24 protein-coding genes are annotated in these 24,848 nt (G+C 58.1%); 17 read left to right on the top strand and 7 right to left on the bottom strand.

The window, feature by feature from the left end; all coding sequences use genetic code 11:
• The first annotated feature begins 28 nt into the window (after window positions 1–28).
• Entirely contained in the window at window positions 29–1,474 is a 1,446-nt protein-coding gene (gene tldD, locus RTN40_RS13245) for a metalloprotease TldD (RefSeq protein ID WP_103821389.1), read from the top strand.
• A gap of 46 nt (window positions 1,475–1,520) precedes the next feature.
• Here tldD and aaeR read toward each other — a convergent pair whose 3' ends face one another.
• Window positions 1,521–2,450: an HTH-type transcriptional activator AaeR gene (gene aaeR / locus RTN40_RS13240; protein WP_312228856.1), complete on the bottom strand. Its 930-nt coding sequence runs from the start codon at window positions 2,448–2,450 to the stop codon at window positions 1,521–1,523.
• A 180-nt stretch (window positions 2,451–2,630) separates the two neighbouring features.
• Between aaeR and aaeX the strand changes: the two genes are divergently transcribed.
• The 5 genes from aaeX (at window position 2,631) to RTN40_RS13215 (ending at window position 8,294) form a co-directional block, all read left to right on the top strand.
• Window positions 2,631–2,834 (top strand): p-hydroxybenzoic acid efflux pump operon protein AaeX, encoded by a 204-nt coding sequence (gene aaeX, locus RTN40_RS13235; protein ID WP_042390018.1) that lies wholly within the window; start codon window positions 2,631–2,633, stop codon window positions 2,832–2,834.
• 7 nt (window positions 2,835–2,841) lie between these two features.
• Complete coding sequence (aaeA, locus tag RTN40_RS13230) at window positions 2,842–3,774, top strand: p-hydroxybenzoic acid efflux pump subunit AaeA (protein WP_312228855.1); 933 nt, start codon at window positions 2,842–2,844, stop codon at window positions 3,772–3,774.
• A 5-nt stretch (window positions 3,775–3,779) separates the two neighbouring features.
• Window positions 3,780–5,747 (top strand): p-hydroxybenzoic acid efflux pump subunit AaeB, encoded by a 1,968-nt coding sequence (aaeB, locus tag RTN40_RS13225; RefSeq protein WP_312228854.1) that lies wholly within the window; start codon window positions 3,780–3,782, stop codon window positions 5,745–5,747.
• A gap of 769 nt (window positions 5,748–6,516) precedes the next feature.
• Entirely contained in the window at window positions 6,517–7,971 is a 1,455-nt protein-coding gene (locus tag RTN40_RS13220) for an NAD-dependent succinate-semialdehyde dehydrogenase (RefSeq protein ID WP_312228853.1), read from the top strand.
• A gap of 44 nt (window positions 7,972–8,015) precedes the next feature.
• Window positions 8,016–8,294, top strand: a complete 279-nt coding sequence (locus RTN40_RS13215; RefSeq protein WP_312228852.1) for a barstar family protein — start codon at window positions 8,016–8,018, stop codon at window positions 8,292–8,294.
• A gap of 67 nt (window positions 8,295–8,361) precedes the next feature.
• Here RTN40_RS13215 and yhcN read toward each other — a convergent pair whose 3' ends face one another.
• The gene (yhcN, locus tag RTN40_RS13210) at window positions 8,362–8,625 is read right to left on the bottom strand and encodes a peroxide/acid stress response protein YhcN (protein WP_312228851.1); all 264 of its coding nucleotides are present in this window, start codon (window positions 8,623–8,625) and stop codon (window positions 8,362–8,364) included.
• 318 nt (window positions 8,626–8,943) lie between these two features.
• The gene (argR, locus tag RTN40_RS13205; protein ID WP_103821383.1) at window positions 8,944–9,414 is read right to left on the bottom strand and encodes a transcriptional regulator ArgR; all 471 of its coding nucleotides are present in this window, start codon (window positions 9,412–9,414) and stop codon (window positions 8,944–8,946) included.
• Between the two features lie 423 nt (window positions 9,415–9,837).
• On the opposite strand from argR, the gene mdh reads away from it, so the two are divergent.
• On the top strand, window positions 9,838–10,776 hold the full coding sequence (mdh, locus tag RTN40_RS13200) for a malate dehydrogenase (RefSeq protein WP_312228850.1): 939 nt from the start codon (window positions 9,838–9,840) through the stop codon (window positions 10,774–10,776).
• Window positions 10,777–10,841: 65 nt separating this feature from the next.
• On the opposite strand, the gene degS is transcribed toward mdh, so the two are convergent.
• From degS to zapG, 3 genes are all read right to left on the bottom strand, one after another.
• Window positions 10,842–11,909 (bottom strand): outer membrane-stress sensor serine endopeptidase DegS, encoded by a 1,068-nt coding sequence (gene degS, locus RTN40_RS13195; RefSeq protein WP_312228849.1) that lies wholly within the window; start codon window positions 11,907–11,909, stop codon window positions 10,842–10,844.
• Window positions 11,910–11,997: 88 nt separating this feature from the next.
• A complete protein-coding gene (gene degQ / locus RTN40_RS13190) occupies window positions 11,998–13,368 on the bottom strand; it encodes a serine endoprotease DegQ (RefSeq protein ID WP_312228848.1) in 1,371 nt (456 codons plus the stop codon).
• A gap of 171 nt (window positions 13,369–13,539) precedes the next feature.
• The gene (gene zapG, locus RTN40_RS13185) at window positions 13,540–13,938 is read right to left on the bottom strand and encodes a Z-ring associated protein ZapG (protein WP_312228847.1); all 399 of its coding nucleotides are present in this window, start codon (window positions 13,936–13,938) and stop codon (window positions 13,540–13,542) included.
• Between the two features lie 193 nt (window positions 13,939–14,131).
• Between zapG and zapE the strand changes: the two genes are divergently transcribed.
• The 5 genes from zapE to sspB all read left to right on the top strand — a co-directional run bounded on the left by zapE (window position 14,132) and on the right by sspB (window position 17,778).
• Window positions 14,132–15,259, top strand: coding sequence for a cell division protein ZapE (zapE, locus tag RTN40_RS13180; RefSeq protein ID WP_312228846.1), 1,128 nt, complete (start codon window positions 14,132–14,134; stop codon window positions 15,257–15,259).
• Between the two features lie 226 nt (window positions 15,260–15,485).
• Window positions 15,486–15,914, top strand: coding sequence for a 50S ribosomal protein L13 (gene rplM / locus RTN40_RS13175; RefSeq protein ID WP_024551131.1), 429 nt, complete (start codon window positions 15,486–15,488; stop codon window positions 15,912–15,914).
• Between the two features lie 14 nt (window positions 15,915–15,928).
• The gene (gene rpsI / locus RTN40_RS13170; RefSeq protein WP_003025138.1) at window positions 15,929–16,321 is read left to right on the top strand and encodes a 30S ribosomal protein S9; all 393 of its coding nucleotides are present in this window, start codon (window positions 15,929–15,931) and stop codon (window positions 16,319–16,321) included.
• A 312-nt stretch (window positions 16,322–16,633) separates the two neighbouring features.
• The gene (gene sspA, locus RTN40_RS13165; protein WP_312211950.1) at window positions 16,634–17,272 is read left to right on the top strand and encodes a stringent starvation protein SspA; all 639 of its coding nucleotides are present in this window, start codon (window positions 16,634–16,636) and stop codon (window positions 17,270–17,272) included.
• A gap of 5 nt (window positions 17,273–17,277) precedes the next feature.
• The gene (gene sspB, locus RTN40_RS13160; RefSeq protein WP_312228845.1) at window positions 17,278–17,778 is read left to right on the top strand and encodes a ClpXP protease specificity-enhancing factor; all 501 of its coding nucleotides are present in this window, start codon (window positions 17,278–17,280) and stop codon (window positions 17,776–17,778) included.
• 46 nt (window positions 17,779–17,824) lie between these two features.
• Here the strand turns inward: sspB and RTN40_RS13155 are convergent, their stop codons facing one another.
• A complete protein-coding gene (locus RTN40_RS13155) occupies window positions 17,825–18,466 on the bottom strand; it encodes a TetR/AcrR family transcriptional regulator (RefSeq protein ID WP_312228844.1) in 642 nt (213 codons plus the stop codon).
• Window positions 18,467–18,631: 165 nt separating this feature from the next.
• On the opposite strand from RTN40_RS13155, the gene RTN40_RS13150 reads away from it, so the two are divergent.
• From RTN40_RS13150 to RTN40_RS13130, 5 genes are read left to right on the top strand one after another with little or no spacing between them, the layout of a single operon-like run.
• On the top strand, window positions 18,632–19,420 hold the full coding sequence (locus RTN40_RS13150; protein WP_312228843.1) for a 3-ketoacyl-ACP reductase: 789 nt from the start codon (window positions 18,632–18,634) through the stop codon (window positions 19,418–19,420).
• A 16-nt stretch (window positions 19,421–19,436) separates the two neighbouring features.
• Window positions 19,437–20,588 (top strand): Gfo/Idh/MocA family oxidoreductase, encoded by a 1,152-nt coding sequence (locus RTN40_RS13145; protein WP_312228842.1) that lies wholly within the window; start codon window positions 19,437–19,439, stop codon window positions 20,586–20,588.
• Between the two features lie 9 nt (window positions 20,589–20,597).
• A complete protein-coding gene (locus RTN40_RS13140; RefSeq protein ID WP_312228841.1) occupies window positions 20,598–21,431 on the top strand; it encodes a sugar phosphate isomerase/epimerase family protein in 834 nt (277 codons plus the stop codon).
• Between the two features lie 57 nt (window positions 21,432–21,488).
• Window positions 21,489–22,730, top strand: a complete 1,242-nt coding sequence (locus RTN40_RS13135; protein ID WP_312228840.1) for an MFS transporter — start codon at window positions 21,489–21,491, stop codon at window positions 22,728–22,730.
• 9 nt (window positions 22,731–22,739) lie between these two features.
• Window positions 22,740–24,815: an FAD-binding protein gene (locus RTN40_RS13130; RefSeq protein ID WP_312228839.1), complete on the top strand. Its 2,076-nt coding sequence runs from the start codon at window positions 22,740–22,742 to the stop codon at window positions 24,813–24,815.
• Window positions 24,816–24,848: the final 33 nt, after the last annotated feature.

The following is a 24,848-nucleotide window of genomic DNA, read 5'->3' as shown; positions in this document are numbered from 1 at the left end:
AGCGCGGCAACCTGAGAGTAGCAAAACGATGAGTTTGAACCTGGTTAGTGAACAATTACTCGCGGCAAACGGCCTGAGCCATCAGGATCTGTTTTCCATCCTCGGCCAGCTGGCCGAGCGCCGTCTCGACTACGGCGATCTCTATTTCCAGTCGAGCTATCACGAATCCTGGGTTTTAGAAGATAACATCATTAAAGATGGCTCTTACCATATCGACCAGGGTGTGGGCGTGCGCGCCGTCAGCGGCGAGAAGACCGGCTTTGCCTATGCCGATCAGATCAGCCTGCTGGCCCTGGAGCAGAGCGCCCAGGCTGCACGAACCATCGTCCGCGACGCTGGCGATGGCCGGGTGCAGACCCTCGGCGCGGTAGAGCACAGCGCGCTCTACACCAGCGTCGATCCGCTCCAGAGCATGAGCCGGGAAGAGAAGCTGGACATCCTGCGTCGGGTCAACAACGTGGCCCGTGCCGCCGACAAGCGCGTGCAGGAGGTCACTGCCAGCCTGACCGGCGTCTATGAGCTGATCCTCGTCGCGGCCACTGACGGCACCCTGGCGGCGGACGTTCGCCCGCTGGTGCGCCTGTCGGTCAGCGTGCAGGTGGAAGATGAGGGTAAACGCGAGCGCGGCTCCAGCGGCGGCGGCGGGCGTTTTGGCTACGAGTGGTTCCTCAGCGACGCCGACGGCGAAGCGCGTGCGGACGCCTGGGCCAAAGAGGCAGTGCGCATGGCGCTGGTAAACCTCTCTGCGGTGGCGGCTCCGGCGGGTACGCTGCCGGTGGTGCTGGGCGCGGGCTGGCCGGGCGTGCTGCTGCATGAGGCGGTAGGTCACGGCCTGGAAGGGGACTTTAACCGTCGCGGTACCTCGGTCTTCAGCGGTCAGATGGGTGAGCTGGTGGCCTCTGAACTCTGCACCGTTGTCGATGATGGCACCATGATGAACCGCCGAGGCTCCATCGCCATCGACGATGAAGGCACGCCGGGCCAGTACAACGTGCTGATCGAAAACGGCATCCTGAAAGGCTACATGCAGGACAAGCTTAACGCGCGCCTGATGGGCGTAGCCCCGACCGGCAACGGCCGACGTGAATCCTACGCGCACCTGCCGATGCCGCGCATGACCAATACCTATATGCTGGCCGGAAAATCGACCCCGCAGGAGATCATCGAGTCGGTAGAGTACGGGATCTTTGCCCCGAACTTTGGCGGCGGCCAGGTGGACATCACCTCCGGCAAGTTTGTCTTCTCCACTTCGGAAGCCTACCTGATTGAGAATGGCAAGGTGACGACGCCGGTAAAAGGCGCGACCCTTATCGGCTCCGGCATTGAGGCCATGCAGCAGATCTCGATGGTCGGCAACGATCTCAAGCTCGACAGCGGCGTTGGCGTCTGCGGCAAAGAGGGACAGAGCCTGCCGGTGGGCGTGGGTCAGCCAACGCTGAAGGTAGACAACTTAACCGTGGGCGGCACGGCCTAACGCCTGCCCACGTTTTCCTGCCGGCGATGCCCGGCAGGAAATCCCGTCATTTCTCTTTTGCGCGCCCGCGCATCGCCTGAAACACCTGCGATACCTCGACAAAGTAGTCTGTCAGCGCATCAATGCAGACCTGCACCTTCAGCGGCAGCTTATCCTTCTCGGTATAGAGGGCATAGACCGGGCGCGGATCCGACTGGTAGCGCGGAAAGAGGATCTCCAGCTTGCCGCGGTTGATCTCTTCGATCACCCACATCAGCGGTACGTAGGCGACTCCCGCACCGACCGTCAGCCAGCGGGTGAGGGTCATGGGATCGTTGGTAACAAAGCGGCCTTGGGGAACTATTTTTGTCGATAATCCCTCTGGTGCTACCAGCTCAAACTCATTGTCGGGGCGCACGCTATACTCTAGCCATGAGTGGTTGACGAGATCGGCTGGCTTTTCCGGCACGCCGTACTGCGCCAGATAGCTTTTTGCCGCGCACACCACCATCGGCATCGCCCCCAGGCGGCGGGAGAAGAGGCTCGAATCCTGTAGCGCGCCCACGCGGATCACTACGTCCAGCCCGTCGGCAATCAGATCCGGGGCCGGGATGCCGGTAACCAGATCCACCGCCAGGCCGGGGTAGTCGTGCAGCATCCTGGCGGTCATTTTGGCGAGCACGTTCTGCGCCATGGTGGATGAGCAGCCGATGCGCAGGGTACCGATAGGGGTATTGTTAAATGCGTAGAGCTGTTCATGCACGTCCTGCGCCTCGTGCAGCATGCGGCGGCAGCCCTGATAGTAGATCTTGCCCGCTTCCGTCAGGGCCAGGCTGCGGGTGCTGCGGTTGAGCAGCTTAACCTGTAACTCATCTTCCAGCCTGGCAACGATCTGGCTGATGGAGGAGACGCTCATCTGTAGCTGTCGGGCAGCGGCGGTGAATGAACCCATTTCAACCACTTTGGCAAACACCGACATGCGTTTTAATCTTTCCATTGTTCACTCTGGCTTAAAAGTGATTTAGATAACACAATATAGATAACAACATAACAGTTACGCTAAAATACTGTTAGCTGAGTAATAGACACGTCACTCTCGCCCGGCCCCTCTGGCCCTTATTCCTGCGGTGACGTGAATAATAAACCATCGCCTGCACGCTCTCTAATCAAGGTCAACATGAGTCTGTTTCCCGTTATCGTGGTCTTCGGCCTGTCGTTCCCGCCGATATTCTTCGAGCTACTGTTATCGCTGGCCCTCTTCTGGCTGGTGCGCCGCGTGCTGATCCCTACCGGGATCTACGATTTTGTCTGGCATCCAGCCCTGTTCAATACAGCGCTCTACTGCTGCCTGTTCTATTTATTGTCGCGCCTGTTCGTCTGAGGTTGATGTGAAAACGTTTATAAAAAATATCTCCCGTACCGCCATTACCGTGATTCTGGTGATGCTGGCTTTCATCGCTATTTTTCGTGCCTGGGTCTACTACACTGAGTCCCCCTGGACGCGTGATGCCCGCTTTAGCGCCGACGTGGTGGCTATCGCCCCTGACGTCGCCGGGCTGATTACCGACGTCAAGGTCCATGATAACCAGCTGGTGAAGAAAGACCAGGTGCTCTTTACCATCGACCAGCCGCGCTATCAAAAAGCGTTGGAAGAGGCCGAGGCGGATGTCGCCTACTACCAGGCGCTGGCAACGGAAAAACGCCGGGAAGCCGGACGGCGCAACAAGTTAGGCATCCAGGCGATGTCCCGGGAAGAGATTGACCAGGCGAATAACGTTCTGCAAACCGTACTCCATCAGCTGGCAAAAGCTGAGGCCACCCGCGATATGGCGAAGCTGGATCTGGAGCGCACGGTCATCCGTGCCCCGTCCGCCGGCTGGGTAACCAACCTTAACGTCTATACCGGGGAGTTTATCACCCGTGGTTCAACGGCGGTGGCGCTGGTAAAACATGACTCCTTCTACGTACTGGCCTATATGGAAGAGACCAAGCTGGAGGGCGTGCGCCCCGGCTATCGCACCGAGATCACGCCGCTGGGCAGTAATCAGGTATTGAAAGGCACGGTAGACAGCATCGCCGCCGGGGTGACCAACGCCAGCAGCAGCCGCGACGCCAAAGGGATGGCAACCATCGACTCTAACCTTGAGTGGGTTCGCCTGGCGCAGCGCGTGCCGGTGCGTATCCGCCTCGATAGCCAGCCGGGTAACCTGTGGCCAGCGGGCACCACCGCGACGGTGGTGATCACCGGGGAGAACGATCGGGATGCCAGCCAGGACTCCTTCTTCCGTAAGCTGGCGCACCGTCTGCGTGAGATGGGCTAACCACAATGGGTATCTTCTCCATTGCCAACCAGCACGTGCGCTTTGCCATCAAGCTGGCCTGCGCAATCGTGCTGGCGCTGTTTGTGGGCTTCCACTTTAATCTGGAAACGCCGCGCTGGGCGGTACTGACCGCGGCGATTGTCGCCGCCGGTCCGGCCTTTGCCGCCGGGGGCGAACCCTATTCGGGAGCGATCCGCTACCGGGGAATGCTGCGTATCGCCGGGACCTTTATCGGCTGCTTTGCCGCCCTGGTAATGATCATCGGCATGATCCGCGCCCCGTTGGTAATGCTGATGGTCTGCTGCCTCTGGGCGGGCTTCTGCACCTGGGTCTCCTCGCTGGTGCGGGTTGAAAACTCCTACGCCTGGGGGCTGTCGGGCTACACCGCGCTGATTATCGTCATTACCGTCCAGACCGAACCGCTGCTGACCCCGCAGTTCGCCGTTGAGCGCTGCAGCGAAATCGTCATCGGTATCGTCTGCGCTATCGTGGCCGATCTGCTCTTCTCGCCGCGCTCGGTGAAGCAGGAGATCGACCGCGAGCTGGACAGCCTGCTGCTGGCGCAGTACCAGCTGATGCAGCTCTGCGTGCAGCATGGCGACGGCGATGAGATGGATAAGGCCTGGGGGGCGCTGGTGCGGCGTACCACCGCTCTGGAGGGGATGCGCACCAACCTCAATATGGAGTCGTCGCGCTGGACGCGGGCCAACCGCCGTCTGAAGGTTATTAATACCCTGTCACTGACTTTGATTACCCAGGCGTGTGAAACCTGGCTGATGCAGCAGTCGCGTCCGGAGATGGTGACCGATACGTTCCGGGAGCTGTTCGCCACGCCGGTAGAGACGGTGCAGGACGTTCATAAGCAGCTCAAGCGGATGCGGAGGGTGATTGCCTGGACCGGCGAGCGCGATACGCCGATCGCTATCTATAGCTGGGTGGGCGCGGCGACGCGCTTTCTGCTGCTTAAGCGTGGGGTGATCGGCAATACCCGCATCAGCGCCACCGAAGAGGAGGTGCTGCGCACCGAGGCGGTGGTAAAAGCAGAATCGGCAGAGCGGCACCATGCGATGGTCAACTTCTGGCGCACCACGCTCTCCTGTATGGTCGGTACCCTGTTTTGGCTCTGGACCGGTTGGACCTCGGGCAGCGGGGCGATGATCATGATTGCGGTGGTCACCTCGCTGGCGATGCGCCTGCCGAATCCGCGGATGGTAGCGATGGACTTTGTCTACGGCACGCTGGCGGCGCTGCCCATCGGAGCCTTCTACTTTCTGGTGGTTATGCCTGCCACCCAGCAAAGCATGCTGCTGCTCTGCATCAGCCTCGCGGTGCTGGCCTTCTTTATCGGTATCGAGGTGCAGAAGCGGCGGCTGGGATCGCTGGGAGCGTTGGCGAGCACCATTAACATCCTGGTGCTGGATAACCCAATGACCTTCGAGTTCAACCGCTTCCTCGATAGCGCATTAGGGCAGATTGTCGGCTGCGTGCTGGCGCTGCTGGTGATCCTGCTGGTGCGGGATAACTCCCGGGCACGTACTGGCCGCGTGCTGCTGAACCAGTTCGTCTCAGCGGCGGTCTCGGCGCTGACCACCAACACGGCGAGACGCAGAGAGAACCATCTGCCTGCGCTCTATCAGCAGCTCTTTTTACTGCTGAACAAGTTTCCTGGGGACGTGGGCAAATTCCGTCTGGCGTTAACTATGATTATTGCCCACCAGCGCCTGCGTGATGCGCCGATCCCGGTGAATGCGGATCTCTCTGCCTTCCACCGTCAGCTACGCCGCACGGCCGATAGCGTCATCTCTGCCCGTAGCGATGAGTCGCGCCGCCGCCACTTCAGCCAGCTGCTGGAGGAGCTTGAGGTGTACCAGGAGAAACTCCGCGCCTGGGATGCGCCGGAGCAGGTGACCCATCCGGTGAAAAGGCTGGTGGATGTGCTCCACAAATACCAGTCTGCATTGACTACTCGTTAATTTGTAATGTCAGTCAGTTAAGATAGCTGGCATTTTTATTGGAGGGATGGGAGGAATATGCGGATGTGCTGTAGTTTCCGTTCACTTCATACATTTTGCTCATATCAAAACCCTGCACACGTGAACGTGCCAGGGTGGCTCGCCGCCACCACCCTGGCGACCCGGGCTCCCGGCCAGGAAAATCGCCGCTTTGCGGATTGCTCGGCTTATCCCTTCCGGCTTCCGGGTCGGGCGTGAGGTAACTTCCCTGTAAGGCACGCCCTCAGCCCGCATCCATGCGGGCTGCCCCGGCCAGAAGTGAACGCCTCGGCGATTTTCAGCCGGACCCAACACCTCGCTTTAACACCGAGCCTACAGCAATTTCTTTGTTGCTGTGGAGTAAGGTCTCACAGCGAGGTGTTGAGTCCCCGCTGAAACCGGCGAACCGGAGACCGGATGACAAGGACTGGACGCCAGGGAGGGCGGCCAGAGGCGAAACGAGACACGACGTCGAGTCGAGCCGGCCGTCGGTCAGCCGGACGGGAGGTGAGCGCAGTGCGCAGCACCGGTTTCCCTGCGGGGCCGCGGGGATCGATAAGGGGGCCGCGGTGGCCCCCTTACCCCGTTCACGTGTGACGACCGTTATATGTGGTGCCCGGCATGAGGTGAACGGAACAGATTCACTGGAGCCATATACTTCCCTTTTCCCCCAGCTAACGACGCCAGAAGCGTCGGTTTTTTTATAGCTATACTTAGCAAAGTCATTCATTCATGGGGATCGGGAGGACGCATGGCAACCCAGGCACTTCAGGACAATGCGCTTTTTCAGACAGGCTATTTTGTAGACGGCGTATGGAAAACGCTGGATAACACCTTTGACGTAACTAACCCGGCAACGGGCGAAACGATCGCGAAGGTCGCTAAAGCAGGTAAAAAAGAGACCGAGGAGGCGATTGCCGCTGCCGCGCGTGCGTTCCCGGCCTGGCGAGCAAAAACCGCGAAAGAGCGCTCCACTATTCTCTACCGCTGGTACTCGCTAATCATTGAGAATAAAACCTGGCTGGGACAGCTGATGACCAGCGAGCAGGGCAAACCGCTGAAAGAGGCGGAGGGCGAGGTCGAGTACGCCGCCAGCTTTATTCAGTGGTTCGCCGAAGAGGCGAAACGCGCCAACGGTGAGATTATCCCACAAATCAAACCCGGCTCGCGCATTCTGGCGACCCGCGAGCCGATTGGCGTCGTTGCGGCCATTACGCCGTGGAACTTCCCGATGGCGATGCTCACTCGTAAGCTGGGACCCGCGCTGGCCGCAGGCTGTACCGGCGTCATCAAGCCCGCTAACAATACGCCGCTTAGCGCTTTTGCTCTGGTACAGCTGGCGAAAAAAGCGGGCGTTCCGGACGGGGTACTCAACGCCGTGGCGGGCACCACCGCTGAGATCAGCGATGCGATCATGGCCAGCCCGCAGGTGCGTAAAATCTCCTTCACCGGTTCGACGGCGGTAGGTAAAACGCTGGTGCGCAATGCTGCTGAAACCATGAAAAAGGTGTCGATGGAGCTGGGAGGCAACGCGCCCTATATTGTTTTTGACGATGCGGACATTGATGCTGCCGTCGAGGGGGCGATTGCCAATAAATTCCGCAACGCCGGGCAGGTATGCGTCAGCGTTAACCGTTTCTATATTCATGAAGCCGTCTATGACGCATTCGTGAACAAGCTTGCCGAGCGGGTTAATGCCCTGAAGGTAGGTAACGGCATGGAGGATGGCGTCGTCGTCGGGCCGCTTATCGAACCGACAGCGGTGGATAAGGTGCGCGAGCACGTCGAGGACGCGATTGCCAAAGGCGCAACGGCGCTGGCGGGCGGTAAAGCCCACGCGCTGGGGGGCAACTTCTGGCAGCCAACGGTGCTGACTAACTGTAGCGATAGCATGAAGCTAGCGTCAGAGGAGACTTTCGGGCCAGTAGCCGCCTGCTTCCGCTTTACTACCGAGGATGAAGTCATTCATCGCGCCAACGATACGCCGTTTGGCCTCGCGGCCTACTTCTATACCCAAAACCTACAGCGCGTCTTCCGCGTCTCGCAGGCGCTGGAGGCCGGGATGATTGGTGTTAACGAGTGCGCGGTATCTACCGAGCTGGGACCGTTTGGCGGGGTGAAAGAGTCGGGCCTGGGCCGCGAAGGATCGGTGCTGGGATTAGAGGAGTATCTGGAGGTTAAAACTCTTCATCTCGGAGGATTATAAACGCTGGGCGGCGAAAGCCGCCCTCTTAGGCAGGGTGGCGAATAATGAATATCTACACGTTTGATTTCGATGAAATTGACGACCAGAACGCCTTTTATCGCGAATTTTGCCGTGCGTTTAATATTGAAAAAGCAAAGGTGAATAATCTGGACTCGCTGTGGGAAGTGGTAACCGGTGAGGATGACATATTGCCGATGCCGCTTGAAATCGAGTTTGTGCACCTTCATGAAAAACAGCGTCGCCGTTTTGGAGCGTTGATCCTGCTCTTTGACGAAGCCGAAGAGGAGCTGGGAGGTATGCTGCGCTTTAACGTGCGCGCCTGAGGTAATGAGCAGGCATAAAAAAGCCCCCGACAGGCGGGGGCAAGTCGTAGGTCATACGACGAGGGATTTATTTGTAGAGTTCGGCAGTGGCGTGCCAGTGGTCACCGGTACGTGCTTCGATAATACGGTAAGAGGATGCACCTTCTGCCTGGGCTTTTTCATTCAGTGCATCACGCATGTCCATCGGTGAGGAGCTGACTGCGCCAACGGAGACCGTACCGATTGCCTGACGGCCTTGAGCCTGGTCAGCGCTGATAGAGTCGGCAGCGAAAGCGCCGAAAGAGAGTGCGGAAAGGATGCTAAGAGCGGCTACAGTTGTTTTGATTTTCATGATATCTACCTCGTCAAATTCTTATTTACTGGGGTCCTATTTCGTGACCCTCATCACAAAATCAAGTATACACTAATCACCGTAAAAATTAATACCATGCTAATGGTTTCATGGGTTATTACGTCACATAAATTTAACTTCTTATAACTCATGAGAATAAAAAAGGGGTTTTAAGAGGGGGGAATGGTAGGTATATCTAAGAAAATCATATGGATATGAATTTTTAACATTTTGTGCGATCTGTCAGGTTAGATCACCTGGATGACAGGGGTATGACAAAGAAAGAGTCCCCTCGGCAAGGCGCGAGGGGAGAGAAGATCACAGCTCCTGTTCGAACAGGACCAGAATGGCGTCGTAGAGATCCTTCACGGTAAAGCCGCTGGCAGGGGTGGTAAATATGGTGTCATCCCCGGCGATAGTGCCGAGAATGCCTTCCGATTTCCCTAACGAGTCCAGCAGACGCGCGATCAGCTGCGCTGCACCCGGGCTGGTATGGATAACCACCACCGCATCGTTATAGTCGATGTCCAGCACCAGGTTCTTCAGCGGGCTGGAGGTAGTCGGCACGCCAAGCTCTGCAGGCAGGCAGTAGACCATCTCCATTTTAGCGTTGCGCGTACGTACCGCACCGAACTTGGTCAGCATCCGGGAGACTTTGGATTGATTAATGTTATCAAACCCTTGTTCCTGAAGGGCCAGAACGATTTCGCCCTGGGAGCTGAACTTCTCTTCTTTAAGTAGCGCTTTAAACGCCTTAACTAATTCTTCTTGTTTTGCCGAGCTTCGCATAAGTCACCCGTAGAATGGCGATTGAAACAACATTATTATGCATATAGATGAATTTTTATGCAAATAGTCTGCCATTATTAAGGCTGAAATAATGTTATGAAAGCCGCGGATTTTATCAAAATAAATTATTGAGCAACATGCCTGTGTCACGAGTCACAAATAAGATTAAAAGTAAAATAAATGTTATTAAAGTGCTGTTGTTTTGCTAGCTTTACAGGGTGTATTGTACCGCCTGCGGGGGCATTACTGGCGTTATGAAGAAAATTTTCATGCTGCCGTAGAGTACAACAGAAAGTAGATGATGCTAAACGCGTGTTGAAGCGCGTTTTTTCTGCGGGAAGAACGGTATCATTTACCCCATGTTGTCATGTCCTTAGCAACGGAGTAACGGTATATTTCGCTAACCATAATAAGGAGTTTAGGATGAAAGTTGCAGTCCTCGGCGCGGCAGGCGGTATTGGCCAGGCGCTAGCCCTTCTTCTCAAGACCCAACTGCCTTCAGGCTCAGAACTCTCTCTGTACGATATCGCGCCGGTCACCCCTGGCGTGGCGGTCGATCTTAGCCATATCCCTACTGCGGTAAAAATTAAAGGCTTCGCCGGTGAAGATGCAACCCCTGCGCTGGAAGGTGCAGACGTGGTGCTGATCTCCGCAGGCGTGGCGCGTAAGCCTGGCATGGATCGCTCCGATCTCTTTAACGTCAACGCCGGCATTGTTAAAAATCTGGTGAATCAGGTTGCGAAAACCTGTCCTCAGGCGTGCATCGGTATCATCACTAACCCGGTCAATACCACCGTCGCTATCGCCGCTGAAGTGCTGAAAAAAGCGGGCGTCTACGACAAGAATAAGCTGTTCGGCGTCACCACGCTGGACATCATCCGCTCCAACACCTTTGTGGCAGAGCTGAAAGGCAAACAGCCTTCCGAGGTTGAAGTCCCGGTTATCGGCGGCCACTCTGGCGTCACCATTCTGCCGCTGCTGTCGCAGATCCCTGGCGTTAGCTTCTCCGAGCAGGAGGTAGCCGATCTCACCAAACGTATCCAGAACGCAGGCACAGAAGTGGTCGAGGCGAAAGCCGGTGGCGGGTCCGCAACCCTGTCCATGGGCCAGGCGGCGGCGCGCTTTGGCCTCTCGCTGGTGCGTGCCCTCCAGGGTGAACAGGGCATCGTTGAGTGCGCCTATGTTGAGGGCGATGGCGAGCACGCTCGCTTCTTCTCCCAGCCGCTGCTGCTGGGTAAAAACGGCGTTGCCGAGCGCCAGCCTATCGGCACCCTGAGCGCTTTCGAGCAGCAGGCAATGGAAGGGATGCTGGAGACGCTGAAAAAAGATATCCAGCTCGGCGAAGAGTTTGTGAATAAGTAACTCAGTCCGTAGGCCCGGTAAGCACAGCACTACCGGGCATTATCGCAATGCCCGGTAGTGCTGAATTAGTTGGTGGCCGGGTACTCCTGAATCGTCACGTGCAGCAGCAGCTTCTTATCCTCACGCATCACCTCTACTGGGATCTCTGAACCCGGGCGGATCTCCGCCACCTGATCCATGGTCTCCAGCGCTGAGATAGCCGGCTTGCCGTTTACGGACACGATCACATCGTTGACCTGAATACCTGCGCGTGCCGCCGGGCCGTCCGGTGCGACTTCATTAACCACGATCCCCTGGATCTGATCGATCCCACCGCCTTGCGAATGTAGAGGTGCGATCTCTCTGCCACCGATGCCGATATAGCCACGGATGACTCGCCCGTCACGGATCAGCTTATCCATGATCTTGGTTGCTAGCTGGAAGGGAATGGCGAAGCCGATGCCCTCCGGCGTTTCGCCATCGTTGCTCTTATCAAACGAGAGGGTATTGATGCCCATCAGCTCGCCGAGGGAGTTAACCAGCGCCCCGCCGGAGTTACCGTGGTTAATAGAGGCGTCGGTCTGCAAAAAGTTCTGCCGCCCGGACGGGTTGAGGCCGATGCGGCCGGTGGCGCTGATGATCCCCTGGGTAATGGTCTGGCCGAGGTTATAGGGGTTACCGATCGCCATCACCACGTCGCCGATGTGCGGCGTGCGTTGACGGTTAATGGGGATCACCGGCAGGCCGCCGGTGGCGTTGACCTTCAGCACCGCCAGATCCGTTAGCGTATCAGAGCCGACCAGCAGGGCTTCAAACACACGGCCGTCCTGCAGGGCGACGATGATCTGATCCGCATCGTTAATCACGTGTTTGTTAGTAATAATGTATCCGCGCTGATCCATAATCACCCCGGAGCCAAGGGTACGGATCTCCAGCTGGTTATTCGTCGAGCTGGCCGCGCTGCGGTTATAGACGTTGACCACCGCAGGCGCGGCGCGGCGCACAGCCTGGTTATAACTCACCGGCGTTTCATCGGTGCTGTCAAACTGGGGGGGAGAGGAGGCGCTCAGCTGACGTAGCGAGGGCAGGGCAGCCAGCAGCAGGCTACCTACAATTAGGCCAATACCGACAGATCGTAATAGCTTCACTAACATGATGCGGACGTCGTTAAAGAGGGTGCGGGCAGCATAGCACGACTTATCCGGACATCACACAGGGGTGGTGATGTCCGGGAGCCAGCCATTAACGCAGTAATAAATAGAGAGTATCGTTGCCGCGCACCACGTGCAGCGCAATGATATTTGGCTTGGTCTCCAGCACCTTGCGCATCTCGGCAATGGACTGCACGCGTTCGCGGTTAACGCCGATAATCACATCGTCTTTGTGCAAACCCGCCTGGGCAGCAGGACTCTCTTTTGCCACCTCTTCAATCTTGATGCCTTTGGTGCCGTCCTTCAGCTGGCCGTCGGCCAGGCTTGCGCCCTGTAATGCCGGGGAGAGGCTCTCAGCGCTGGCGGAGGAAGCGGTGCTCTTATCCAGCGTGACTTCGACCTCCTGGCCTTTGCCCTCGCGCAGCAGGCCAAGCTTCACCTTCGTGCCCGGTGCGGTGGTGGCGATGCGCGAGCGCAGTTCGGCAAAGCTGTTCAGCGGCTTACCGTTAAGGCTAACGATCACGTCGCCGGATTTGATTCCGGCTTTGGCTGACCCGGAGCCAGGCAGCACTTCGCTAACAAAAGCGCCGCGCTGGACGTTGAGGTTAAACGCCTTGGCGATATCGGCGCTCATCTCCATGCCTTTAATACCCAGCAGGCCGCGCTGGATCTCGCCGGACTGGATCAGCTGTTGGGCCAGGGTTTGCGCCATATTGCTGGGGATGGCAAAGCCGATGCCAATGCTGCCGCCGGTTGGCGCAAGAATCGCCGTGTTGATACCGATCAGCTCGCCGTTAAGGTTGAGCAGCGCCCCGCCGGAGTTGCCGCGGTTAATAGAGGCGTCGGTCTGGATAAAGTTTTCCAGCCCCTCTAGGTTCAGGCCGCTACGGCCAAGCGCCGAGATGATCCCCGAGGTAGCAGTCTGGCCGAGGCCAAACGGGTTGCCCACCGCGACGGCGAAATCACCCACCCGCAGCTTATCGGAGTCGGCAACGGCGATCTGCGTCAGCCCGGTAGCGTTCTGCAATTGCAACAGGGCGATATCGCTCTGGTCATCGCCGCCGATCAGCTTCGCTTCGAACTCACGCCCGTCGTTAAGCTGAACGTTGATCTTCTGCGCCTGGTTAATGACGTGGTTATTGGTCAGCACGTAGCCTTTGGCCGCGTCGATGATCACCCCGGAACCCAAGCCCTCAAACGGCTGCGCCTGGCCATCCGGTAGTTCGTCGCCGAAATATTTCTTCAGCTCTTCAGGTATTTTCTGTTCGGGGGCAACCGCTGTTCCCTCTACCTGCACGCTCACCACCGCAGGCAGCACCTTCTCCAGCATCGGCGCAAGGCTGGGCAGCGCCGGCTGGCCAGGGATCTGGGCGGGCAGCGAGGCCGTCGCCGGGAAGGGTGCCGAGAGAGATAATCCGACACTTAACGCTAATGCACTCAACAGCGGGTTTCTTTTCTTCATGGATGCAAGCTCTCGTGACCTGAAGTGTAAGGAAAAAAATGCCCCAAAACGGATCGATGTTATTGAATTTTCAACCGGGTAACAATGAGGTGAATGATTAAATAATAGCTGGGATGGCAAAAGAAGAGGCGGGCGTAGCCTGTACGCCCGTAAAAAAAGTGGCTGTGGCGATCAGCCGCGCTTCGGTGCACCGCGCAGCAGGCCTGACGCGCTATCTGAGTAGTCGCGCGGCATCTGAACCGGTGCCTGATCGTTGCCAGCTTCGGATTCAGCAAGGCGGTTGCGGAACGGATTGTCCTCTGCAGACATCTCCGGCAGCAGCTGGCTGGAGCTTTGTGCCATGTGCTGATAAAGCTGGCGATAGTCGTGGGCCATGTTATCCAGCAGCTCTGCGCTGCGGGCAAAGTGGCCGGTAAGCTCTTCGCGATACTCTTCCAGCTCGGCTTTGTTCTTCTCTAGCTCATACTGTAAGGCCTGCTGCTGGCGAAGCTTGCGGTTTCCAAAGCGCATGCCCACAGCACCAATGATAATGCCGACGACTAATCCAATTAGCGCATATTCCCAGGTCATGAACATCTCCCGTTGTGTTGTAGGTCCGTAGGGTGTAGGCGGCGAGGCTCCTTGCCTGTACCTCATTATGCCACTATAACCGCTAAATCCGTATAAGTGGAATCCTGGCACCGCATCGCGTAGTGTAGAACGGCCTTTTTTTCACCAGCCAGGACCTGCGGCAAATTAATTATCAAGGAATAACAATAGCATCATGCAGAGCCTTACCCCCACATCGCGTTACCAACTGGCCCTGAAAGAGGGCAGCCATCAGCCTGACGACGTTCAGCGCGAAGCCGTTAACCGGCTGGAAAACATCTATCAGGCGCTAACAAATCGTACAGAGACGCCCGCTCCCGGCGGCGGTCTACGGGCAGCGTTTGGCAAGCTGCTGGGCAAGCGGGAGGCACGCCCCGCTGCGCCGGTGCGAGGTCTGTACATGTGGGGCGGGGTCGGACGGGGAAAAACCTGGCTGATGGATCTCTTCTACCATAGCCTGCCAGGCACACGTAAACAGCGGCTGCATTTTCACCGCTTTATGCTGCGGGTACATGAGGAGCTGACCCAGCTACAGGGGCAGAGCGATCCGCTGGAAATTGTGGCCGACCGCTTTAAAGCCGAGACCGACGTGCTCTGCTTCGATGAGTTTTTTGTCTCGGATATCACCGACGCCATGCTGCTGGGTGGCCTGATGCAGGCGCTGTTTGCCCGCGGCATTACGCTGGTGGCGACGTCGAATATTCCGCCGGAGAATCTCTACCGCAACGGCCTGCAGCGCGCGCGTTTCCTGCCGGCTATCGAGGCGATCAAGCAGCACTGTGACATCATGAACGTTGATGCCGGGATTGATTACCGTCTGCGTACGTTGACTCAGGCGCACCTCTGGCTGTCGCCGCTGAATGATGAGACGGCGCAGCAGATGGAGACGCTGTGGCAGGCGCTGGCGGGAGCGAAGCGGGAGAACCCCCCGACGCTTGAGATAAACCACCGTCCGCTGCCGACGCTGGGGGTAGAGAACCAGACGCTGGCGGTCTCCTTCACCACCCTGTGCGTGGACGCCCGCAGCCAGCATGACTACATCGCCCTGTCGCAGATGTTCCATACCGTGCTGCTGTTTGACGTCCCGGTGATGACCCCGCTGATGGAGAGCGAGGCCCGGCGCTTTATCGCGCTGGTGGATGAGTTTTACGAGCGCCACGTCAAGCTGGTGGTCAGTGCCGAGGCGGTGCTGCATCAGATCTACCGGGGCGAGCGGCTGAAGTTTGAGTTCCAGCGCTGCCTGTCGCGTTTGCAGGAGATGCAGAGCGAAGACTATTTAGCCCGCGAGCACCTGGCCGGGTAAAGGCGAAAACCTCGTCGAGAAGTATAAAAAGGGGTCGATCTTTGACCCCGACTTCTCTATAATCTTGCGACCCCACGTTACGAGAAGGTTTTTTTCCCAAAACTTTCTATGTGCTGGCATTTGCTATTCGAAGGGGTAGGTTTGCCGGACTTTGTCGTGTGAGCCTCAACTGACTAAACGTTTGGGTGTTCACCAACGTGTAACTTATTACTTGGGTAAGCTTTTAATGAAAACTTTTACAGCTAAACCAGAAACCGTAAAACGCGACTGGTATGTTGTTGACGCGACCGGTAAAACTCTGGGCCGTCTGGCTACCGAACTGGCTCGTCGCCTGCGCGGTAAGCACAAAGCGGAATACACTCCGCACGTAGATACCGGTGATTACATCATCGTTCTGAACGCTGACAAAGTTGCCGTAACCGGTAACAAGCGTACTGACAAAGTGTACTATCACCACACTGGCCACATCGGTGGTATCAAACAAGCGACCTTTGAAGAGATGATTGCCCGCCGTCCTGAGCGTGTGATTGAAATCGCGGTTAAAGGCATGCTGCCAAAAGGCCCGCTGGGTCGTGCTATGTACCGTAAACTGAAAGTTTACGCGGGTAACGAGCACAACCACGCGGCACAGCAACCGCAAGTTCTGGACATCTAATCGGGATTATGGCAATGGCTGAAAATCAATACTACGGCACTGGTCGCCGCAAAAGTTCTGCAGCTCGCGTTTTCATCAAACCGGGCAGCGGTAAAATCGTTATCAACCAACGTTCTCTGGAACAGTACTTTGGTCGTGAAACTGCCCGCATGGTAGTTCGTCAGCCGCTGGAACTGGTGGACATGGTTGAGAAACTGGATCTGTACATCACTGTTAAAGGTGGTGGTATCTCTGGTCAGGCTGGTGCGATCCGTCACGGTATCACCCGCGCTCTGATGGAGTACGACGAGTCCCTGCGTGGCGAACTGCGTAAAGCAGGCTTCGTTACTCGTGACGCTCGTCAGGTTGAACGTAAGAAAGTCGGTCTGCGTAAAGCACGTCGTCGTCCTCAGTTCTCCAAACGTTAATTTGTCTCTGCTTACGCAGAACGAATGGCGCAAAAACCCGGTTTATGCCGGGTTTTTTTATGGACAAAAAATAAGATATCCACAGTAACCGTTGATTTTTTCCTGATTTACAGCATTTCCGGAATCCCCTCACCACAAAGCCCGCAAAATCTGGTAAACTATCATCCAATTTTCTGCCCAAATGCCGGGGATTGCTCATTTTTTGCTGCTTTTTGCACAAATGTGTCTCTTCGGGTGGATGGGTCACCTTACATCTGGCTGGTCACTCTGTGGCTCGCAGCAGTAATATTCTGAATATACCTGGAGGTTTTCATGGCTGTCGCTGCCAACAAACGTTCGGTAATGACGCTGTTTTCTGGTCCTACTGACATCTATAGCCACCAAGTCCGCATCGTGCTGGCCGAAAAAGGTGTGAGTTTCGAAATCGAACACGTGGAAAAGGATAATCCGCCTCAGGATCTGATTGACCTCAACCCGAATCAAAGCGTACCGACGCTGGTGGATCGCGAGCTGACCCTGTGGGAGTCTCGCATCATTATGGAGTACCTGGACGAGCGCTTCCCACACCCGCCGCTGATGCCGGTCTATCCGGTTGCGCGTGGTGAGAGCCGCCTCTATATGCACCGTATCGAAAAAGACTGGTACACGCTGATGAACGTCATCGTCACCAGCTCCGGTGCCCAGGCTGACGCCGCCCGTAAGCAGCTGCGTGAAGAGCTGCTGGGTATCGCCCCGGTCTTTACCCAGAAACCTTACTTCCTGAGCGATGAGTTCAGCCTGGTAGACTGCTACCTGGCACCGCTGCTGTGGCGTTTACCGCAGCTGGGCATTGAGCTGAGCGGTACCGGTTCAAAAGAGCTTAAGGGCTACATGACCCGCGTTTTCGAACGCGACTCCTTCCTCGCTTCTCTGACAGAAGCCGAACGCGAAATGCGCCTCGGCCGGGGTTAATACGCATGGATTTGTCACAGCTCTCTCCACGCCGTCCGTATCTGCTGCGCGCATTCTATGAATGGCTGCTGGATAACCAGCTCACGCCGCACCTGGTGGTAGACGTGACCTTGCCTGGCGTGCGTGTGCCGATGGAGTACGCCCGTGACGGGCAGATCGTTCTCAACATCGCCCCGCGCGCGGTAGGCAACCTTGAGCTGGCGAACGACGAGGTGCGTTTCAACGCGCGCTTTGGCGGCGTTCCGCGCCAGGTTTACGTGCCGTTGGCTGCCGTACTGGCGATCTACGCCCGTGAAAACGGCGCAGGCACCATGTTTGAGCCGGAAGCGGCCTACGATGGCGAGGCGGTTACCGTCAACGACGATGACGAAACGGCAACGCCTGAAAGCGAAACCGTGATGTCGGTGATCGATGGCGACAAGCCTGACCACGTTGACGATGACAACGATCCAGATAACGATCCGCCGCCGCGCGGTGGTCGTCCGGCGCTACGCGTCGTGAAGTAATCTCACAGGCCCCCCGGGGCCTGTTTTTTTTGCCTGTTGCAACCCCTTACGCGACGGGCATTAGCCAGCAGGCGATGGTCTCCCGCATCACCGCCAGCCGGGCGTCGAGGGCGGCGGGCTGCTTCAGATCCTGTTGGTAGAGGATCGATAGCGTCGACTGGTTAATCAGATAGAAAAAGCCCAGCGCGGAGATGCTGATATTGAGCTGCATCGCATCGATGCCCGGGCGAATCGAGCCATCCTGCTCGCCGCGATCGAGGATCTGCTGGGTGATGGTTATCCAGCTGCGGTTGATCGGCACGATGCTGTCCAGCTCCTTCAGGTGACGGCCTTTAAGCTGGTTCTCGCTATTCAGCAGACGAATAAATTCCGGGTTCGCCAGGTAGTAGTGCCAGGTAAAATCTACCAGCGCCAGGATAGCTTCCCGGCCGCTCAGATGATCCAACTTCAGCGCCGCCTCTTTGGCGCGAATATCCTGGTACGCCGCCTGCAGCACATGGGTAAACAGGGTGTCTTTATTGTCGAAATAGTAATAAAGCATCTGCTTATTCACCTGCGCCACGGCGGCAATCTGGTCAACTCTGGCCCCGTCAAAACCCTTCTCAGCAAACTCTCTCTTCGCCGCCGCCAGGATCAGCCCACGGGTCAATTCCGGATCGTGTCTCCGCTTCCCCTTGATATCATTCATTATTTATCCATTAAAATCATCGCGTTACCGGCTGCTACTTAATTATTAACTAATTAGTTGATTTTGAGAAGTCGATCATTATTTTCTTTTTGCTCGCTTCCTATACTGCTTAACGGTTATCAACCATCTAGTTGAAATCTACTATTCAGCCTTTGGGAGTCGTCTATGAGCCATTCACAACGCCCGGTCGCCCTCGTTACAGGATCCACGCGCGGCATAGGCAAAGCCTGCGCGCTGGCGCTGGCGCAGCAGGGGTTTAACGTTGCCATTAACGGGCGCGATAGCGAAGAGGGCCGAGCACGCCAGCAGAGCATGGTGGCTGAACTGCAACAGTTTGACATTGAAGCACTTGCGGTGCCAGGGGACGTTGCCGATCTTGCGGTTCAGCAGCAGATGCTCGACCAGGTGATGGCGAAGTGGGGGCGACTGGACTGCGTGGTCAACAACGCGGGAACGGCGGCAAAGCAGCGTGGCGATCTGCTGGAGGTTACGGCGGAAAACTATGACTACTGCCAGGACATTAACACCCGCGCGATGTTCTTCTTCTGCCAGCGTGCCGCCCGGATCATGCTCCAGCAGGGAGAGCGGGATGCTCACCACCGCTCGATTATTAATATCACCTCCTGTAGCGCCCACAGCCTCTCTATCTCCCGGGGTGAATACTGCGTCTCGAAAGCGGCAGCCAGCATGGTCACGCAGCTCTTCGCGCTGCGTCTGGCCGAGGAGGGGATCGGCGTCTACGAGATCCGTCCCGGCATTATCGAAACCGATATGACCAGCACTGTGAAGCCGAAATATGACCAGCTGATTGGCGATGGGCTGGTGCCGATGAAGCGCTGGGGGCAGCCGAAAGATATCGCCACCACCGTCAACGCGCTGGCCTGCGGGCAGCTTCCCTTTACCGTCGGCCAGATTATTGATATCGACGGCGGCCTGAATAAATCCCACTTTTAACCTCTAAGGAAAAGACATGGCGACTCAATCTGTTGGCATCATCATGCATGGCGTAACTGGACGGATGGGCAAGAATCAGCATCTGATCCGCTCGATCGTGGCGATCCGCGAGCAGGGCGGCGTTGAGCTGGCAAACGGCGATCGTTTGATGCCGGATCCGATCCTCATTGGCCGTAACGAAGAGAAGATCGCGGCGCTGGCAAAAAGCTACGGCATCAGCCGCTGGGGAACCGATCTCGATGCGGCGCTGGCCAACCCCAACGACACCATTTTTTTCGATGCGGCGACCACCCAGGCGCGCCCGGCGCTGCTGAAAAAGGCCATTGCCGCAGGCAAGCACATCTACAGTGAAAAACCGGTGGCGGTCAGCCTCGACGAGGCGATGGAGCTTTACTACTTTGCCGAGCAGCACGGCGTCTGCCATGGTGTCGTGCAGGATAAGCTCTGGCTGCCGGGGCTGCAAAAGTTACAGATGCTTAACCAGTCCGGCTTCTTCGGCAAGGTGCTCTCGGTGCGCGGCGAGTTTGGCTACTGGGTCTTTGAAGGCGATCTGCAGCCGACCCAGCGTCCGTCGTGGAACTACCGCGCCGAGGACGGCGGCGGCATCATTCTCGACATGATCTGCCACTGGCGCTACGTGATCGACAACCTGTTCGGCGAGATCAAAAGCCTCAGCTGCCTGGGTGCTACCCATATTCCTGAGCGCTTCGACGAGCAGGGCAACGCCTACCAGGCCACCGCCGACGACGCTGCTTACGCTACCTTCGAACTGCATAACGGCACCATCGTGCAGATCAACAGCTCCTGGTGCGTGCGCGTGCGCCGCGAAGATCTGGTGACCTTCCAGGTGGATGGCGTCAACGGATCGGCGGTAGCAGGCCTCACCGACTGCCTTACCCAGTCCCGGGTCAATACGCCGAAGCCGGTATGGAACCCGGACGTGCGTCAGACCCATAACTTCTTTAACGACTGGGTGCCGGTGCCGGACACCACGACTTATGACAACGCCTTTAAGGTGCAGTGGGAGCTGTTCTTACGCCACGTGCACGGCGAGGGTGAATTTCGCTGGAACCTGCTGGAGGGGGCAAAGGGGGTGCAGCTGGTGGAGTTGGCCCTGCAAAGCTGGAAAGAGCGCCGCTGGCTCGATGTTCCGTCCCTGTTACGCTAAGGAGCCATAATGCAAAAGCCTGATGCACAACGTTTATCGATCAACACCGCCACGGTGCGTAAACAGTGGACTCTGGATCAGATCATTGAGGGCTGCGCCCGCCACCAGATCCACGGCATCTCCCCCTGGCGTGACCAGGTGCAGGCCCTCGGCTTGCAGAAGACCGCCCAGCTGATCCGCAGCAATGAGCTGGCGGTCAGCGGCTACTGCCGCGGCGGCATGTTCCCCGGCATCGACGACGCGGCCCGGCGGGCTGCCGATGACGACAACCGTCGGGCGGTAGATGAGGCGCTGGCGCTTAACGCGGCCTGTCTGGTGCTGGTGGTTGGTGGCCTGCCGGGAGAGTCAAAAGATATCGCTGGCGCGCGTAGCCAGGTGCGCGACGGTCTTGGTCGCCTGCTGGAGTACTCGCGTAAGGCGGGGATGCCGCTGGCAATCGAGCCGCTGCATCCGATGTACGCTGCGGATCGCGCCTGCGTCAACACCCTGGAGCAGGCGAACGATCTCTGTGACGAGCTGGGGGACGATGGCCTGGGGATCGCCGTCGATCTCTACCACACCTGGTGGGATCCAAAGTTTTATGCAGAGATTGAACGCGCGGGCCGTAAGCGCATTTTAGGCTTTCATATCTGTGACTGGCTGGTGCCCACCCGGGATCTGCTCCTCGATCGCGGCATGATGGGCGACGGGGTGATCGATATTCGCGCCGCGCGCCAGGCCGTGGAGGCTTTGGGCTATGAGGGGGCGCATGAGGTAGAGATCTTCTCCGAGCACAACTGGTGGCAACGCGATCCGGATACGGTTCTGGAGACGTGCAAGGCTCGTCATCAAAGTCACTGTTAGTCAGATTTTAGCGGTATCTGGTTTCTCGTCACACTTATCAGGTTAGTCGAGGGAATTATGCAGACAGATACAAAAAAGATGGTGCTGGTATCGGTGCTTTGCGGCCTGGGTTACATGATGTACTCCGTGGATCGCATGACCGTCTCATCAGCAATCGGGCTGATCGCCAACGACTTCGGCCTTGAAAAAGGCCAGTCCGGCATTCTGCTCAGCTCGTTCTTTTACGGCTTCATTGGCTTTCTCTTTCTCTCCGGCATCATCGCCGACAAGCTCAGCGGCAAACCGGTCCTCATCCTGGGGCTGATGATGTTCTCCGTGGCGACCATGCTGACTGGCATTGCCGGGAGCATGACCTCGCTGATCTTCTACCGGGTCATGACCGGTATCGGCGAGGGGGTCTTCTGGCCCGCGGCCTCGCTGGAGGTGGCCAACGTCACCACCGAGAAGCAGCGCACTACCGTGATGTCGCTCTACTGGATGGGCTATCCCATCGGCGGCTTCTTTGGCACCTGGCTGGGGGCGATGCTGGGGCCGCTATACGGTTGGCGGGTGGTCTTCTATGTTGCGGGCGGGCTGGGCGTGCTGGTGGCGCTGGCCTACGCGGTGCTGGTTAAATCCGAACCGAAAAAGGCCGTGACTGCTACCACGGCAAAAGAGAAGGTGCCGCTTGGCCAGCTGTTTCGTAACAGGGCGGTAATGCTGATCGCTTTCTACTACTTCCTGCTGCTAAGCGGCTGGTGGATTGTCCTGCTGTGGGCACCGACCTTCCTGATGAACATGAAGCAGCTCTCCATCGGTATGGCGGGCACCATCGCCAGCCTGCTGGGGCTGACCGGCGCGCTGGGCGGATTCCTGCTGGGCCGCTACTGCGACGGCGGGGACTTTACCCGTAAACGCAAAGTGCTGATTGCCGTCACGCTGCTCAGCAGCCTGCTGATGGCGGCGATGGTGATGGATCTGCCGGTGTTTGCCGTGGTGATCCTCGTGCTGTTCCTCGGCCTGCTGGGCTACCCCATTACGCCGATGGTGCTCTCCTTTACCTCCGAGCTGGTGCCGCCTCAACTGCGCGGTGCGGCCATTGGCCTGGTGATGAACATCGGCATGACCGCCGGGGGCATTTCGCCGGTGCTGGCAGGATACTTTGCCGATCGCTACTCCATGAGCACGGTATGGTTCTTTGCCGCCTGCATCATGCTGGTCAGCAGCGTCCTGCTGCTGGGCGTGCGCAAAAGCACCCAGCCCGTGACGCACCGGCGGGTTGCCGGGCTGGCGTCAGATATTTCAACGAGCAAACAGTAGAGGTTAACAATGACAACAGCGATCCCGCAGGCCATTCTGGAGAGCCTGACCAACGTTGCCATGCCCCATCACGTTGCCGAGGCGCAGCCGCAGCAGATGTTGACCCTCGGTGAGTATCGCATCCCTGTCTATGACAGCGAGGCGCTGGTGGTGGGCAGCGGAGCGGCGGGGTTACGTGCAGCCGTCGAGCTAAAGCGCAGGCGGCTTAACGTGCTGGTAGCGACCCAGACGCTGTTCTGGGGAACCTCCGCCTGCTCCGGCTCCGATAAGCAGACTCTGCACACGGCCTCCACCAGCTTTCGCGGAGATGACTTCACCCGCCTGGCCGGGGCGCTGGGGGCCGGGGGCGCGATGGATGGCGACACCGCCTACGTTGAGGCGGTCGGCTCTGTTGAGGCTTTTATCGGGCTGAAAAGCATGGGGCTGCCGCTGCCAGAGGATCGTTATGGCGCGGTGCTGCGCTATCAGACCGATCATGATGAGGTCGGCAGGGCGACTAGCTGCGGGCCGCGCACCTCCCGCCTGATGGTTAAGGTGCTGGCGGAGGAGGCGGCGCTGGTGGGCGTTCCCTTCCTCGATCACGCGACGGTGATCCGCCTCCTGACCTCTGGCGAGGGAGCCGGGCGGCGAATTAGCGGCGCGATTGCGGTCGTTAAAGGGGCGAAGAGTGCGGAGAATCCTTGGGGACTCTGCCTGCTGCGCAGTCCGGCGGTGGTGCTGGCCTCCGGCGGGCCGGGAGAGCTGTTTCGCGACAGCGTCTACCCTAAGCGCTGCTTTGGCGCGCTGGGGCTGGCGCTGGAGGCGGGTATCGATACGGTCAACCTTACCGAGCACCAGTTTGGCATTGGCACGCGGCGGGATGAGTTCCCATGGAACCTCTCCGGCACCTACGTGCAGAGCATGCCCTATATCTACTCGGTAGACGCTGATGGACAGGAGCACAACTTTCTGGCTCGCTACTACCGCACCACCCGTGAGCTGGCCTCCAATATTTTCCGCAAGGGCTACCAGTGGCCGATCCATGCCACCCGGACGCTCGATTTTGGTTCCAGCCTGGTGGACCTGGCGATCTATAACGAATCGCAGGCTGGGCGCGCCATCTATATGGACTTCAACCGCAACCCGCTGCCGGTGCCGGGGGACGAGCCTTTTTCGGTGCGCAACCTGGATGAGGATGTTTACCAGTACCTGCGCAACAGCGATGCCTGCCTGGAGCAGCCCATCGATCGTCTGCGGCATATGAACCCGCTGGCCATCGAGCTTTACAAGCACCACGGGCACGACCTGACCCAGCAGCCGCTGGCCTTCAACGTCAACCATCAGCATATGAACGGCGGCATCGCCGTGGACATCTGGGGCCACACCTCGCTGGAGGGGTGCTACACGGTGGGCGAGGCGGCGGGTACTCACGGGGTAACGCGTCCCGGTGGCGCGGCGCTGAACGCGGGGCAGGTATTCGGCCTGCGCTGCGCCAAGCACATTGCGGCAGCGGCGCGCACAGCAGGCGAGCCGCAGGGTGAGGCGGAGCTGAAGAGGGTGATTGCCCAAATCCAGCGGGACAGTGCCAATCCAGCGGCGCTGGAGATCGAGCAGGTCCGGGCGGAGATCCAGCAGCGAATGAGCGATCGCGCCGGGTTTATCTGTGAGGCGGAGAGCGTCAACGAGGCCCGGGAGGCCGCGCGCCAGCTCAATCAGCGCATTGCCAGCTCGGGGATCGCTATCAATCACCCAAACCGGACGGCGTTTAGCTTCCAGTGGCGGCAGATGGCGCTGGCTTCAGAAGCGATCCTCACCGCGCTGCAAACCTACGTGGCCGAGGGCGGGGGAAGCCGGGGTGCGCGGATGATCTGCTCCCCGCAGGGCGATGCGATACCGCAAACCCGGGAGGGGGCGCTGACGCGTTTCCGTTTCCTTTCGGAAAAGCCAGAGCATAAGGCAGAGCAGCTGCACGTCCGCTGGCAAAACGGGGCGTTTAGCGTCGAGGCGAGGCCGCTTCGGGCATGTGGAGATCTTACCGCGCTCTACTTTGAGAAGAACTGGCCGGATTATCTGACGGGGGAGATATACAAGACGCCGCAGGAATAAAAAAATGCCCCTTTATCCGGCAAGATAAAGGGG

Source organism: Pseudescherichia sp. (genome assembly GCF_031987975.1).
Lineage (GTDB): Bacteria > Pseudomonadota > Gammaproteobacteria > Enterobacterales > Enterobacteriaceae > Pseudescherichia.
The sequence above is the reverse complement of the archived record's forward strand: the minus strand, read 5'-3'. Positions and strand labels throughout refer to the sequence as shown.